At 44.8% G+C, this 13,747-nt stretch carries 15 protein-coding genes; 9 read left to right on the top strand and 6 right to left on the bottom strand.

What is annotated here, in order from left to right; all coding sequences use genetic code 11:
* Nucleotides 1–20: 20 nt before the first annotated feature.
* The 3 genes from SNE26_RS25195 to SNE26_RS25185 are packed head-to-tail and all read right to left on the bottom strand — an operon-like array spanning nucleotide 21 to nucleotide 1,888.
* Complete coding sequence (locus SNE26_RS25195) at nucleotides 21–827, bottom strand: phosphatidate cytidylyltransferase (protein ID WP_321556618.1); 807 nt, start codon at nucleotides 825–827, stop codon at nucleotides 21–23.
* Complete coding sequence (locus tag SNE26_RS25190) at nucleotides 824–1,036, bottom strand: DUF2007 domain-containing protein (protein ID WP_091167115.1); 213 nt, start codon at nucleotides 1,034–1,036, stop codon at nucleotides 824–826. The genes SNE26_RS25195 and SNE26_RS25190 overlap by 4 nt, the downstream gene beginning before the upstream one ends.
* The gene (locus SNE26_RS25185; protein ID WP_321556617.1) at nucleotides 1,037–1,888 is read right to left on the bottom strand and encodes a CPBP family intramembrane glutamic endopeptidase; all 852 of its coding nucleotides are present in this window, start codon (nucleotides 1,886–1,888) and stop codon (nucleotides 1,037–1,039) included.
* 132 nt (nucleotides 1,889–2,020) lie between these two features.
* On the opposite strand from SNE26_RS25185, the gene dusB reads away from it, so the two are divergent.
* Both dusB and apaG read left to right on the top strand, forming a co-directional pair.
* Nucleotides 2,021–3,013 carry a tRNA dihydrouridine synthase DusB gene (gene dusB / locus SNE26_RS25180; RefSeq protein WP_321556616.1) on the top strand — a complete coding sequence of 331 codons (993 nt, stop codon included), beginning with the start codon at nucleotides 2,021–2,023 and terminating at the stop codon, nucleotides 3,011–3,013.
* 45 nt (nucleotides 3,014–3,058) lie between these two features.
* Complete coding sequence (gene apaG, locus SNE26_RS25175) at nucleotides 3,059–3,445, top strand: Co2+/Mg2+ efflux protein ApaG (RefSeq protein ID WP_121232413.1); 387 nt, start codon at nucleotides 3,059–3,061, stop codon at nucleotides 3,443–3,445.
* A 140-nt stretch (nucleotides 3,446–3,585) separates the two neighbouring features.
* On the opposite strand, the gene SNE26_RS25170 is transcribed toward apaG, so the two are convergent.
* Complete coding sequence (locus tag SNE26_RS25170; RefSeq protein WP_321556615.1) at nucleotides 3,586–4,524, bottom strand: YXWGXW repeat-containing protein; 939 nt, start codon at nucleotides 4,522–4,524, stop codon at nucleotides 3,586–3,588.
* Between the two features lie 34 nt (nucleotides 4,525–4,558).
* On the opposite strand from SNE26_RS25170, the gene SNE26_RS25165 reads away from it, so the two are divergent.
* Nucleotides 4,559–4,693, top strand: a complete 135-nt coding sequence (locus SNE26_RS25165; RefSeq protein ID WP_321556614.1) for a hypothetical protein — start codon at nucleotides 4,559–4,561, stop codon at nucleotides 4,691–4,693.
* Between the two features lie 134 nt (nucleotides 4,694–4,827).
* On the opposite strand, the gene SNE26_RS25160 is transcribed toward SNE26_RS25165, so the two are convergent.
* Nucleotides 4,828–5,556 (bottom strand): zinc metallopeptidase, encoded by a 729-nt coding sequence (locus tag SNE26_RS25160; RefSeq protein WP_321556613.1) that lies wholly within the window; start codon nucleotides 5,554–5,556, stop codon nucleotides 4,828–4,830.
* Between the two features lie 150 nt (nucleotides 5,557–5,706).
* Here SNE26_RS25160 and SNE26_RS25155 point away from each other — a divergent pair, with 150 nt between their 5' ends.
* The 6 genes from SNE26_RS25155 to SNE26_RS25130 all read left to right on the top strand — a co-directional run bounded on the left by SNE26_RS25155 (nucleotide 5,707) and on the right by SNE26_RS25130 (nucleotide 11,632).
* Nucleotides 5,707–6,849, top strand: a complete 1,143-nt coding sequence (locus SNE26_RS25155) for an FAD-binding oxidoreductase (protein ID WP_321556612.1) — start codon at nucleotides 5,707–5,709, stop codon at nucleotides 6,847–6,849.
* Between the two features lie 141 nt (nucleotides 6,850–6,990).
* Nucleotides 6,991–7,968, top strand: a complete 978-nt coding sequence (locus SNE26_RS25150) for an alpha/beta hydrolase (protein WP_321556611.1) — start codon at nucleotides 6,991–6,993, stop codon at nucleotides 7,966–7,968.
* Between the two features lie 162 nt (nucleotides 7,969–8,130).
* Entirely contained in the window at nucleotides 8,131–8,547 is a 417-nt protein-coding gene (tsaE, locus tag SNE26_RS25145) for a tRNA (adenosine(37)-N6)-threonylcarbamoyltransferase complex ATPase subunit type 1 TsaE (RefSeq protein ID WP_321556610.1), read from the top strand.
* A 52-nt stretch (nucleotides 8,548–8,599) separates the two neighbouring features.
* A complete protein-coding gene (locus tag SNE26_RS25140) occupies nucleotides 8,600–9,826 on the top strand; it encodes an alanine dehydrogenase (protein WP_321556609.1) in 1,227 nt (408 codons plus the stop codon).
* Between the two features lie 9 nt (nucleotides 9,827–9,835).
* Nucleotides 9,836–10,519, top strand: a complete 684-nt coding sequence (locus SNE26_RS25135) for a M15 family metallopeptidase (RefSeq protein ID WP_321556608.1) — start codon at nucleotides 9,836–9,838, stop codon at nucleotides 10,517–10,519.
* 114 nt (nucleotides 10,520–10,633) lie between these two features.
* Entirely contained in the window at nucleotides 10,634–11,632 is a 999-nt protein-coding gene (locus SNE26_RS25130; protein ID WP_321556607.1) for a YihY/virulence factor BrkB family protein, read from the top strand.
* A 381-nt stretch (nucleotides 11,633–12,013) separates the two neighbouring features.
* On the opposite strand, the gene hisS is transcribed toward SNE26_RS25130, so the two are convergent.
* Entirely contained in the window at nucleotides 12,014–13,543 is a 1,530-nt protein-coding gene (gene hisS, locus SNE26_RS25125; protein ID WP_321556606.1) for a histidine--tRNA ligase, read from the bottom strand.
* Between the last annotated feature and the right edge of the window lie 204 nt (nucleotides 13,544–13,747).

Here is a 13,747-nt window from a genome sequence, read left to right as displayed (position 1 = left end):
TAGGTTTTAATACAAAACTACTAATTTGAAATTAAGTACAGGTATGCATATACAATTGGCGCGGCCATCAGCAGGCCGTCAAACCTGTCGAGCAGGCCACCATGGCCCGGTAATATGCCCCCAGAGTCTTTTACGTTTAGGCTGCGCTTGAACATGGATTCAACCAGATCGCCCATGGTGCCAAAGTTTGAGATGATAAGCGACATGATGATCCAGTCGAAACAGTTGTACTCTGTATAAAAACGGCTCAAAATATATGCCGCAAACGCGCAGATGAGGATACCACCGATAAAGCCTTCCCATGATTTTTTAGGCGAATGCCTTTCAAACAACTTATTACGGCCAAACTTGCTCCCCACCAGGTAAGCCCCGGTATCATTGCTCCACAGCATAATCAAAAAGCCAAGCGGTACATGAAAGTTAAATACCCCGTCGCCGCGGGTAAAAGCCATGGCATGGAAAAATATGAACGGCACAACGGCCATCAATAAGCCTAAATAAGTGAAACCGATATTAGTGAATGGCGCGGTAGATTTTTTATATAGCTCGCCTATCGGGATGAAGCTAAATAGTATGGGCAGCAGTATAATATATTTATATGCCGGGAAATAGCAATTGGCGGCGAAAAAGAAAAACAGGATTGCCCCGGCAAGGGCGCCTGTAAAACGTTCGGGCTGCATGCCGCCTTGTTTAACCAGTTTGTAAAACTCCAGCAGGCAAAACAGGCTCAGCAACAAGTAAAAAACACTAAATACATAAGGGCCTAACAAATTAGACCCAATCATTACGATGATAAAAAATAAGCCAGTTATGGCGCGTTGTTTCATATATTAATTTGATTGAGGATCATGATCTCGATAGCCTTGCTAAAATCCTCCTGGTGAATATAAACCTCTATTTCGCCAAAATTGCGGTGCGATGAATCCTGTTTATTAAGCAAAACGGTATCAATATGATTCCCGGTAAGCATCTGCTTAACAATTTCTGATTGGTAAAAATTAGTTGAAGTAAAAATTTTGACCCAGTTTTTTTCCATTTAACTAAGCAGCGGACTTTTTCCTTTAGCAGTATTTCTGTACATAAAAAGCAAAATTAAAATAATTATCACGCTTAATGCATAGCTCTGGTAATTAAATACGTGCTGATCGTTAGGGTCAAGGGTTATTCTTTTCTGTTGATACAGGTACAGGATCACCACCTGGGTGGCATTATTTAAAAAATGAGCCCAAACGCTTGTCCAGATGCTGCCGCTCCACATTACAAAATATCCAAAAAACACACCCAGGGCCACACGCGGCAAAAAGGTAAAAAATTCCATGTGGAATGCGCTAAACAGAATGGCAGTGATCCAGATGGCAGCATGAGGATTTTTTGTAAGCCTGATCATAATAGTTTGCAGCGCTCCCCTGAATAAAAACTCTTCGGCAATTGCTGTTAATAAACCAACAACTAAAACCGCGAAAAGCATATCCCACACAGTTTTCATCTGCAGCATGGCTTCGGTTGCTTTTTGTGCCTGGGCTTCCATAGTACGCAAAGCATCTTCAAGGCTTTTTAAAGATGCCGGTAATGCCAATTTTTGATTAACATTTACCAGCACTTCCATAACCGGCGATGAGCAGATCATGATCGATAAGATCAGCACCAATAATACCGGCGGAAATTTAAAGGTAGCTTTCAGATAGTCTGCAGGTTCCCTTACAATAAAGCGGGCAAAAATTAAGGGGGCTATAAATAAAGGTAACGTAGTACTAACGATCTGCAGCGTCCATAACGCCGGTCCCAAATGTGGGTTTTGTGTATTAAAACCGAAAGTGTCGCCAAGGGTTTTCATGCCGAATATTGCCCAGATAATACCCGCAGCTATTAAACTGCACACAATCAGCATCCCAATGGTTAGCGCAATTAGTATTATAAACTGTAAAAACGGTGTTATTTGACTTCTCTGTGGCTGATGCGCTTGATATGGGTCTTTTATCATTCGATGTAAAATTCGTATTTTTGCAGGCTAAAGATAAGGATGTCTGTACAAATAGGAAATATTGATTTAGGAGAGTTCCCGCTGTTGCTGGCGCCGATGGAGGATGTGAGTGATCCGCCCTTCCGTTATGTGTGCAAGCAAAACGGCGCGGATATGATGTATACAGAGTTTATTTCAAGCGAAGGCCTGATCCGCGATGCGGCAAAAAGCAGGCAAAAGCTGGATATTTTTGAATACGAGCGGCCTATCGGCATCCAGATCTTCGGCAGTGATATTGACCACATGCGCGAAGCTACCGAGATAGCTACGCTGGCCAATCCCGATCTGATGGATATTAACTATGGATGCCCGGTAAAGCAGGTGGCCTGCCGCGGTGCCGGTGCAAGCCTTTTACAGGATATTGATAAAATGGTTGCCATGACCAAGGCCGTTGTTGAGGCCACGCACTTACCCGTAACCGTAAAAACCCGTTTAGGCTGGGACGATAACACCAAAAACGTTTATGAAGTTGCCGAGCGCCTGCAGGATGTAGGGATTAAGGCACTTACCATACACGGCCGTACCCGCTCACAGATGTACAAAGGCGAGGCCGATTGGGCATTGATCAGGGATATCAAAAAAAACCCGCGGATAAAAATCCCCATTTTCGGCAATGGCGACATCGATTCGCCCGAAAAGGCAGCCGCGTGGCGCATGGAATACGAGGTTGACGGCATGATGATCGGTCGGGCGGCGATTGGTTATCCATGGATTTTCCGCGAAATAAAGCATTATTTTAAAACCGGCGAATATCTTGATAAGCCAACAATTACTGAGCGAATAGCAGCCTGCAGCGCCCACTTGCACAAATCAATAGAGTGGAAAGGGCCAAAAACGGGCATTTTTGAGATGCGCAGGCATTATTCTAACTATTTTAAGGGTATCGATCATTTCAAGGAGTTCAGGATGCGCCTGGTTACCGCCGCTGATCTTGAATCAGTTAACCAGATCCTGGCCGAGATCGAAGAAAAATATGCCATTGAAATGGCTTAATATTTGCTCCCTTTCCATATATTTGAAATAAACGATACTTGTCACATGGTTACCACTATAACTGAGGGTGTTAAGGTTTCCATAGAAACCATATATCAGCCGGAGTATTCAAACCCGGCAAATGATCATTTTATGTTCGCCTACAAGGTAAGCATCGAAAATATGACCAACTACGCCATCAGGTTGATGAGCCGTCACTGGTATATATTTGACTCAAACGGAGCAAAGCGCGAAGTGGAAGGCGAAGGTGTGGTAGGTCAGCAACCTGTTATTGAACCAGGTCATACCCATGAGTACGTATCGGGCTGTAACCTCAAAACAGATATGGGCAACATGAAAGGCGAATACCACATGTTACGCCTGCTTGATAACGCCAATTTTAATGTGCAGATCCCGGAGTTTTATTTAATAGCGCCGTACAGATTGAATTAGTCGCCCCCCGGCCCCCTGAAGGGGGAGTTTGAATTGCAAGATTTTTATACTAAATAAAAAGAAAGCCGGATAAAATTATCCGGCTTTTTGCTTTTAAATTATTCGCCATAGTTCCCCCTTTAGGGGGGTTAGGGGGCAACTTATCGTTGCCTTTCTCCGTGCAGTTTTTCTTCGCGTGGGGCCGGGGCTTGCCTGCGTGGAGCTCTATTGCTATGCTGCGCAGCGGGCCTTGCAGCGCCATTATTTACAGCTGCGACATTTGTCCTCCTGGCTGGAGAATGGCTGTTAGCGGAATTGTCGGCAGATGGTGCAGCATTACCGTTATGAGCCGAGTTAGCCGCTGCATTTGCTCTTACTGGTGCTTGCGACCGGTTTCCTTCCGGCCTAAAGCGGCTTCCGTTAACCTTGTTCATGGCAGCAGTGGCAGGGTGTCCGTTATTATTTCTTGCAAACTGACTTTTGTCTTTCCCCGCAACCTGCCGGTGGGTAATTTGATCTGAGGTTGGTTGTACGTGTTTTTCCTTTTCGGCGGCGCGCTCCTGCGGTCCCGGTTTTGCAGTTACGCCTCCCGGCCCGTTAAAGCTATTGTTATTAACGGTAACGTTATTAATAACTGTTTTATTGATATAGGTATTATGAACAACCGTTTTATTAACATTCACAACAGCGGTGTTGTACTGAAATGAATTACCTGCCCAGCGGCCGCCAACGTAACCACTGCCTGTGTAACCATAACCATAATTAACCCCTCCGTAAAACCCGATATGGCGGCCCCAATAACCTTCATGGTAAACGTATACGGTGCCGTTATAACCCCAGTAACCAGGCGTCCATAAATAACCTGGCGATGGCGGGCTCACCCACACTCCCGGAACCCAGTAATATCCGCCATCCTGGTCATAAGCCCAATAACCAGGTGTCCACAAATACCCGTCAACAGGGCAGGGCGGCTGGGTATAAGTTGGCAATACCGGCGGTGCTATATTTACAGAAATACCTATACTGATTTGTGCATAGGTTTTAATGGATGCTATTGATACTATCAAAAGCACCATAATTACACTTGCTATCTTTTTCATGATCTATGATTTTAATCAAACCTACCCGTGTAACATGAACATTACATTAAGTTTCGGCGGGATAAATGAAAGGATCATGAAGTTAGAGACAACAAGAAATCAAGACAGCAAGATTCAAGAGGCAAGACAGAAAGAAAGTTTTGAAAATAGAAAAGCCCTAATTGTATAATCAATTGGGGCTTTTCTGGATGTCAACCTAAAACAAGTCTTGTTTCTTGACTCCTGACATCGCTTCTTTTTGCTGGCTCTTGAAATTCTGCTTCTTTTTCTTGGCTCTTAGGTCTTGACTTCTTGCTTCTGATCTTAATTCCTCCTGTTAAACAAAAACGAAGCATAATAAACCAGCGTTGCCAATGCGCTCAGCGCGGCAACTACATAGGTCATGGCAGCCCACCAGAGGGCGTCTTTAGCCTGTTCTTGCTCCTGGCTGGTTTGTACAATGCTGTAATTATTATTTAACCAGGCCAATGCACGGCGGCTTGCATCAAACTCAACCGGTAGGGTTATAAAGCTAAAAAATGTCACCAATGCCAGCGCCGCAACACCTATCGCCAAAACATATGGGCTTCCTGAAAAAAACAACAGCATGATACCGATAAACAACGTCCACTGGGTAATGGTTGATGCTACGTTAATGGCGGGTACCATTGCCGAACGAAAGCTGAGCCAGCCATAAGCTTCGGCGTGTTGTACAGCATGGCCGCATTCGTGTGCAGCAACTGCGGCGGCGGCAATGCTCCGGCTGTAAAAAACATCGGTGCTCAGGTTAACTGTTTTTGTTTCGGGATTGTAATGATCGGTAAGCTGCCCCTCTACACAAATTACCTGTACATCAAATATGCCATGGGCACGCAGCATCTTCACGGCCACTTCCTGGCCTGATAGACCAGACATTAAACCAATTTCAGAATACTGCTTAAATTTACTCCTGAACCGCCATTGTACAATAAAGCTTACCAGGGCAACAATAATCATCAGGAACCAGGCCGAGTTTGGCGCGATGTATCCCATAATTAATGATATGTGATTCATATGATATTGATAAATATAAGTTAAAACTAAGTAGGTTGAAACCTTACAAACGTTACAGCGCTTGTTCAAAAACTATTCCGCTTTAAGCAAAAAGTTTAAAAGCATCAGGTCGCCTCAAAGTTTTTGCTTCCCGAATAACTATTTTTGAGCATGTTGGAGCCATCATTTTCATACTGGGAACGCACAGCCTTTACCGATAACGCCGATGTTATCATTATTGGCAGCGGACTCATTGGCCTTAGCGCCGCCCTTCAGTTAAAAAAACAGCAACCAACCTTAAAAGTTTTAGTGTTGGAGCGCGGCTTTTTACCATCAGGAGCCAGTACTAAAAACGCTGGTTTTGCGTGTTTTGGTACAGTTTCGGAGCAAATTGAGGCAATAAATCATTCATCTCAAACAGAGGCCATGCGTTTGGTTGCTTACAAGTGGAAAGGACTGCAGCGCCTAAGGGAAAATTTAGGTGACGCTAACATCGATTATTATCAATACGGCGGCCATGAACTGTTTATGGATCATGAAGAAAGCCATGCGCGTGAATGCATTGAACAAATAGATCATCTCAATAAATTAATACAGCAAGCCATAAACAAGGCTGACATTTATTCAGTAGCCGATGAAAAAATTGCAGGTTTTGGCTTCAATAAAGTGAAGCATATCATATACAACCCGTTTGAAGGGCAGATCCATACCGGTAAAATGATGCGTGCTTTATTATATAAAGTATATCAGTTGGGCGTACTGGTGCTTAACAATTGTAGTATCTCCGTTATTGAGCAGGAAGATAAGCACATCTGGCTAAGCACGTCGCAAGGTGCTTTTAAAGCGGGCAAAGTAATTTTGGCTACTAATGCATTTGCAAGTCAGCTATACCCTGAGCTTGATGTAGTACCCGGCCGCGGGCAGGTAATGGTCACCAAACCTGTTCCTGGTTTAAAGCTTAAAGGCACTTATCATTTTAACCAGGGTTATTACTATTTCCGTAATATTGATGACCGGATACTGTTTGGCGGCGGCCGCAACCTCAATTACAAAGCCGAAGAAACCTGGGATTTTGGGCATACAGATGTTGTGAAGCAGCAACTGATAACCTACCTCAACGAGGTGTTGCTGCCCGGTCAAAATGCAGAGATTGATTACTGGTGGAGCGGCATCATGGGTTTCGGGCAAGAGATCAGTCCGATAGTAAAACAGGTGCAGCCGGGGATTTTTTGTGCTGTGAGGTGTAATGGCATGGGTGTGGCTATGGGGAGTTTGGTGGGCGAAGAGGTGGCTGAATTGATGCTTAGTTCATAAAACTCAACTTTTAGTAGAAGGCACAAGTCAGCTCTGCACAAGAGTTGCGCCAGCGGGGCGAAATATATTTTCACCGGGTCAAACTCCCCCTTTAGGGGACCGGGGTGCAAACATTTAGTTCTGTCCTCTGTATTTTTCTGTATGCGTAAAATACTGATACTTCTCCTTCTGACATCAACAGGTATTGCTGCAAATGCCCAAACCGATACGCTTTCCATCACGCTCGAAAATGTAAAATACCCATACCCGGTAAATTTTATGCCTGTAAAAGTTGAGAGACAGGATCTTCGCATGGCTTATATGGATGTTAAACCGGCTGCTCCAAACGGTAAAACGGTAATGCTTTTTCACGGTAAAAACTTTGGCGGCTATTATTGGGCAGATGTGATCCGGGTGTTAACCGATAAAGGCTACCGGGTGATTGTGCCAGACCAAATAGGCTTTGGCAAATCGTCAAAAGCATTTATCCATTACAGCTTTCATCAACTGGCAAGGTTTAACAAAAACCTGCTGGATAGTTTAGGGGTTCATAAGATCACTTTAATGGGCCACTCCATGGGCGGGATGCTGGCTACCCGCTTTACGCTTATGTACCCGGACAAAGTTGAAAAACTGCTGCTTGAAGACCCGATCGGTCCGGAAGATTACCGCACATTTGTTCCCTATGCAAGTGCCGAAGACGATTATAAAACCGAATTTAAAACCAGCTACGAAAGCGTTAAGAAATACTATCAAACATCTTACTTCACCATCTGGAAACCCGAATATGATTATTTAGTTACCATTGGCGCCGGCGTAAGTAAAAGCGCCGATTTCCCTCGTTATGCTAAAGTAGCCGCGCTTACTTTTGAAATGATCTATGAGCAGCCCGTTTGTTACGAGTTCGGGCTCATTAAAGTGCCTGCGGTATTGTTTATAGGCAAAGAGGACAAAACCATAGTAGGCAAGGCCTTACTTACCGACGAAGAAAAAGCCAAACATGGCCAATATAAAATATTAGGGCCCGAAACGGCTAAGAAGATCCCCGGCTGCAAGCTTATCGAGTTTGATAACTGCGGGCATATCCCGCATATTGAGGTTAAGGAGGCTTTTTTTAAAGCCTTGACGGCTAATTTATAATTTATGGATTTTGAGTATTTTTGGTAACCTTACTAATATATGTAAACACACGTCATTGCGAGGAACGAAGCAATCCCTATTAGCAGAGCAACCAGGCAAAGCTGCCCTGTATAGTTTGGGATTGCTTCGTTACTCGCAATGACGTAAAAGAGAGTCAAACACGTGCAACTATCTGTAAATTCAACTTCCCAATTACCGCAGGCTGCCGAAGCCATCCTGGCTAACTCGGCAGGGAATAAAATTTTTCTTTTTTATGGCGAAATGGGAGCCGGCAAAACAACGCTCATCAAAGCTTTATGCGAAGAGCTTGGTGTAACGGAACAGGCCACCAGCCCAACGTTTTCTATCGTGAACGAATACACCGGCCGCGACAGCAGGGTTTTTCATTTTGATTTCTATCGCCTTAAAAATCAAACAGAAGCATTGGATATGGGCTATGAGGAATATTTTTACAGCGATGCCTACTGCTTTATTGAGTGGCCCGAAAAAATTCCCGACCTGCTCCCGAACAGCTACACCAACATCCGGATCCGGGTTTTGGACAGCAACTCGCGCAGCATCAGCATCGAAAATATTTAGTTTTATCATATATCGTTTTTTCTTATCTTCAACAGCCTTAAAAAAACACATCATGAGTTCAGGGATATACAGCGGGTTTTCGGATATTGCCAAGCAGGCAATGATGCAGCCCCAGGAGTCGTTGCTGGAGGTAAAAAGCAAAAAGAACAAGCTATACATCGGCATTCCTAAAGAGGTGTCCTTCCAGGAAAACCGTGTGCCCTTAACCCCGCTGTCGGTAGCGTTGCTGGTTAATAACGGGCACGAGGTAATACTGGAGAGTAATGCCGGGCAGGCCGCCAATTTTTCGGATAAGGATTACAGCGAACAGGGGGCTCAGATAGTTTATGATACCAAAAAGGTTTACGAGGCCGATATCATTATCAAAATTGCCCCGCCCACAACTCATGAAATTGAGTTGATGAAGCCCGGGCAGCTCCTCATCTCCACCCTGCAAATCGCTACGCTCAAGGCCGAAAGCATCCAGGCGCTGATGGCCAAAAAGATCACCGCGCTAAGCTTTGAGCACCTGCGCGATGAGGGCAATACCCTTACAGTGGTAAGGGCCATGAGCGAAATTGTGGGCGCTACCTCCATACTCATCGCAGCCGAATATTTAAGCAATGTTTTTGAAGGCAAAGGCCTGATGCTGGGCGGTATAACCGGCGTTCCGCCAACCGAAATCGTAATTCTTGGCGCCGGCACAGTAGGTGAATACGCAGCACGCACTGCCATATCATTGGGTGCCGAAGTTAAGGTATTTGACCCATCGATATACAAACTCCGCCGCCTGCAAAACAATATCGGCAACCGGGTTTTTACTTCGGTGGTACAGCCTATTGTATTGGAAAAAGCCATCACTACCTGCGATGTGGCCATAGGTGCGCTTCGTGCCGAAGATGGCCGCAGCCCCTGCATTATTTCTGAAGCTACAGTCAGCCGCATGAAACGCGACTCGGTGATCATTGATGTAAGCATTGATCAGGGCGGCTGTTTTGAAACATCCGAAGTTACCAACCATACCCACCCGGTTTTTCGCAAATATGATGTAATTCATTATTGTGTGCCCAATATTGCATCACGTGTAGCCCGTACGGCTACTTATGCGCTCACCAACATTTTTGCACCGATACTGCTTGATATCGGCGATATGGGCGGTATCAAAAACCTCATCTGGCAAAAATCGGGCGTTCGTAATGCGGTTTATATTTACCAGGGGCAGCTTACCAATAAACACATCGGCGAGCGCTTTTCTATTCCCTGCAAAGACCTCGACCTGCTGATCGTATCGAACAGATAAACAGATAATATGAATCACCGGTATTTGATCTTGTTGCTATTTATCGCCGGGACATTACGCGCGAGTGCTCAACATTATAAATATATCGACAGTACAAAAATTTATGGTATTGACCGCTATAAACGACAGGTTAAAGCAAACCCTGATAAACAGCTGGTTGAAATAAAGAAATATATTCCAGAGATCATCTTAGATCTGCGGTATGCTACCGGCAACAATTTCATGCACCGCCGCATGTACACTACAGGCAAAGCATTTGCGCGCCTGCCTGTAGTGAAAGCGCTTCAACAGGTTGAAGCCGAATTAAAAGGACAGGGCCTTGGCCTTAAAATTTACGATGCCTACCGCCCCTATTCAGTTACTGTTAATTTTTATGAAATGGCCCCTGATACCAATTTTGTAGCCGACCCGCGCAAAGGGTCAAAACATAACCGGGGCTGTGCTATTGATCTCTCCCTCATCAATCTTAAAAGCGGTACAGAGCTGGATATGCCAACCGGCTTTGATAGCTTTAGCCGCAAGGCCGGTGCAAATTATATGAATTTACCGCCGCAGCAAATTGCCAACCGCGAACTGCTGAAAACAGTAATGGCCAAATACGGCTTCAAAGTGCTCTCAACCGAATGGTGGCATTATGATTTTATAGGCTGGGCCGGGTATGAGTTGATGGATATTCCCGTTCAAAGTTTATAGGCTTTTCCTGTGCCCGCCGCTTCAAAACTTACAACTTTTATTACAAAACCTTACAAAAGGCATTAATATTGCTTAACCGTACATAAGCAGGCGTTAACCCACAAAAACACAGGCATGAAGTTTTTAAGCAAAGCATACTTTAAACAACTATGGAAGGTGCTGCTGGCATCGTTCACGGGCTTTTCAAAAGATAATGGCTTAAAATTAAGTGCCTCGCTGGCTTATTACACCGTTTTTTCAATTGCCCCATTATTAATTATTGTAATATCGGTAGCCGGCCTGGTTTTTGGACAGGATGCCGCAACTGAGCGGTTGTACCCCGAAATTGTTCGTTACGTTGGCAAAACACCGGCAGCACAAATTCAGGATGCCTTAAAGCACCTTGCGCTATCCGGGAAATCGGGTATAGCTGTTGTTATTGGTGTGGTTACGCTTTTATTGGGTGCAAGCAGTATTTTTATCGAGATCCAGGATTCGCTTAACATAATCTGGAGGGTTAAAGCCAAACCCAAAAGCGGCTGGGTCCAGCTTTTGAAAAACCGCTTCGTGTCATTTTCACTCATCATCAGCCTGGGCTTCCTATTGTTGGCGTCGCTCATTATCAACCTGGTCATAAGTGCCCTGAAGGATCAGATCCAGCATTTTTTTCCCGGTATCGATTCTTTTACGAAAGTATTTGTCCAGGTGCTAAACCTGGGCATTACCCTGGTGGTGATCACTACCTTGTTTGGCATCATATTCAAGTTTTTGCCCGATGTTAAGATCAAATGGCGGGATGTGCGCAGCGGCGCGGTATTTACAGCTATTTTGTTTATGATAGGCCAGTACCTCATCAGCCTTTATATTCAATACACAGCACAAGGTTCGGCATACGGTGCTGCTGGTTCTATTATTGTGATATTGGTTTGGATCTATTATACATCCGCCATATTGTACATCGGGGCCGAGTTTACCCAGGTATTTGCAGAAGCCAGCGGCAGCCATATCGAACCGGCAGATTACGCCGTTCATGTCCAGCAAACCGAAGTCGAACACCGCGTAAAAACCCTTCCTCCCCAAAACCCGCAGCTTGAAGGACACTTAAAAAAAGATGAAGGAGAGGGAAAGGGGTAGGAAACACAAAGATAAAAAGGGTGCTGAGTTATTAAACCCGGCGGCCTGTGAAGATAGCATGACATCTCTCCGTCGTCATGCCGAACTTGTTTCGGCACCTCACAAGAAAGGTAGACGGCTTGATTAGCAAGCGGCTTAGCAATTGGGATGCTGAAACAAGTTCAACATGACCGTAATTTTTAACTTGTCATGGGTAGCCTGTCGAAGCATTGTGGGCAGGGCGTCTGCGCCCGAGTCTTCGGCAGGCTCAGACTGGCAGGCCAAATTTTGTGATCACAACTTCACAGTCCCCCGGATTTAATCACCCAACACGATCTAAATCATAAAGGAAATGAAAATAACACGCGTACAAATCAAATCCTGCCAATCCCATAAATCCGTTTAATCCCGGTTCAGTTTCGTTACAATCTCATCCGCCGTTAATTTCTCCTGTACCCCGCTTGCCATATCTTTAAATGTCAATAAGCCTGTTTGCATTTCATCGCCGCCGATAACCACCACATAAGGGATGTTTTTGTTGTTGGCGTACTCCATCTGCTTTTTGATTTTAGCTCCCGCGGGATAAAGCTCGGTGTTGATATTGTTGCGACGGAGCTGCTGTAATAGAGGTAAACTATAAAGTTCGCCTTCTTTATCGAAATTGCATATAAGTACCTGTGTGGTTTGGTTGCTGCCGGCCGGGAAAAGGTTTAGCTCTTCCAGTACATCGTAGATCCTGTCGGCCCCGAAGGAGATGCCTGCGCCGGTAAGGCCTTTTAATCCAAACATGCCGGTAAGGTCGTCGTACCTGCCGCCGCCGCCGATGCTGCCCATATTTACTTCGTTGGTTTTCACCTCGAAGATGGCGCCGGTGTAGTAGTTCAATCCGCGGGCAAGCGTAATGTCCAGTTCCAACTTTGCGGTTTGCAGCGGGCAACGTTCTATATAGCCGAAAACGATTTCTATTTCATCGCAGCCTTTTAAGCCGATTTCTGATTGAGCCAACGCTTCGCGAAGGCTTGCAAGCTTTTCTGTATTGTTGCCCTCAAGCAGGATAACAGGTTTTAGTTTGTCGATGTCCGCATCGGTAAACCCTTTTTCAAGCAGTTCTTTGATCACGCCATCAAGACCGATCTTGTCCAGCTTGTCGATAGCTACAGTCAAATCAATAATATTATCAGATTTATCTATAACTTGTGCAATGCCCGATAGTATTTTTCTATTATTGATCTTAATGCTGAAATCTTTCAAGCCAAGCCAGGTTAAAGCCTCGTCATAGATCATAATAAATTCAGCCTCATTCAGCAGGGAATCAGAGCCAACTACGTCAGCGTCGCACTGGTAAAACTCACGGTAGCGGCCACGCTGAGGCCTGTCGGCACGCCAAACCGGCTGCACCTGGAAACGCTTGAACGGAAAAGTGATCTCGTTTTGGTGTTGAACAACATAACGGGCAAATGGCACGGTTAGGTCGTAGCGGAGGGCTTTTTCGGAGATTTCGGGTGCCAAACGTTTAGTTACTAAAAAAGATTTAACTAAATTTACTGCATCCTCTTTCCATGTTTCATTTATGATTTTCCAGATTTCCGTATACTTTTCTGGCTGATTTTCTTTGTAAAATTCTGCTATAAAATTAAAATCATCTCGAGATTCTAAACTTTTGAAGAGCTCTTGATTTATTAATGCCTTATAAGTATTTGTTTTTTCAAGAAAATCTCCACTATCTAAGATTTTGAAGATAAGTTTGTCTCCCTCATCCCCATATTTACCAGTCAAGGTTGATGCGTTTTCCATAGTCGGCGTTTCTATCTGCTGATAGCCGTATTTGCGGAAAACGGATTTAATCGTATCGAAAATATAATTGCGTTTCACCATTTCGGCCGGTGAAAAATCGCGGGTGCCTTTGGGTACAGATGGTTTAATGGATGCCATGCGGCAAATGTACAAAAAAGAGGGTTATGCGTGTTGGGAGGAGTGGTGTTGCGTGACGGTTACTTAGCATGCGAGCCACAAGCCGGGAGGCTTGCGGCAGCGATAAAAAAAGGAAAAGCAGTTTCGTATGCGAAACCGCTTTTCTTCTCCCCTTTTGCCAACGCTCGGCTCCAGCCGGGTGTTGACTATCAAACGGCCTCTGGT

The organism is Mucilaginibacter sp. cycad4, assembly GCF_034263275.1.
In the GTDB taxonomy this organism is placed as follows: domain Bacteria; phylum Bacteroidota; class Bacteroidia; order Sphingobacteriales; family Sphingobacteriaceae; genus Mucilaginibacter.
The sequence above is the reverse complement of the archived record's forward strand: the minus strand, read 5'-3'. Positions and strand labels throughout refer to the sequence as shown.

Coding starts and splice junctions, on each gene's coding strand:
- SNE26_RS25165 (WP_321556614.1), top strand. CDS start 4,559: ATGAACATTACATTAAGTTTCGGCGGGATAAATGAAAGGATCATGAAG.
- SNE26_RS25170 (WP_321556615.1), bottom strand. CDS start 4,524: ATGAAAAAGATAGCAAGTGTAATTATGGTGCTTTTGATAGTATCAATA.
- SNE26_RS25135 (WP_321556608.1), top strand. CDS start 9,836: ATGAATCACCGGTATTTGATCTTGTTGCTATTTATCGCCGGGACATTA.
- SNE26_RS25150 (WP_321556611.1), top strand. CDS start 6,991: ATGCGTAAAATACTGATACTTCTCCTTCTGACATCAACAGGTATTGCT.
- SNE26_RS25185 (WP_321556617.1), bottom strand. CDS start 1,888: ATGCTGATTGTGTGCAGTTTAATAGCTGCGGGTATTATCTGGGCAATA.
- SNE26_RS25195 (WP_321556618.1), bottom strand. CDS start 827: ATGAAACAACGCGCCATAACTGGCTTATTTTTTATCATCGTAATGATT.
- apaG (WP_121232413.1), top strand. CDS start 3,059: ATGGTTACCACTATAACTGAGGGTGTTAAGGTTTCCATAGAAACCATA.
- SNE26_RS25155 (WP_321556612.1), top strand. CDS start 5,707: ATGTTGGAGCCATCATTTTCATACTGGGAACGCACAGCCTTTACCGAT.
- SNE26_RS25130 (WP_321556607.1), top strand. CDS start 10,634: ATGAAGTTTTTAAGCAAAGCATACTTTAAACAACTATGGAAGGTGCTG.
- dusB (WP_321556616.1), top strand. CDS start 2,021: ATGTCTGTACAAATAGGAAATATTGATTTAGGAGAGTTCCCGCTGTTG.
- SNE26_RS25140 (WP_321556609.1), top strand. CDS start 8,600: ATGAGTTCAGGGATATACAGCGGGTTTTCGGATATTGCCAAGCAGGCA.
- hisS (WP_321556606.1), bottom strand. CDS start 13,543: ATGGCATCCATTAAACCATCTGTACCCAAAGGCACCCGCGATTTTTCA.
- SNE26_RS25160 (WP_321556613.1), bottom strand. CDS start 5,556: ATGAATCACATATCATTAATTATGGGATACATCGCGCCAAACTCGGCC.
- SNE26_RS25190 (WP_091167115.1), bottom strand. CDS start 1,036: ATGGAAAAAAACTGGGTCAAAATTTTTACTTCAACTAATTTTTACCAA.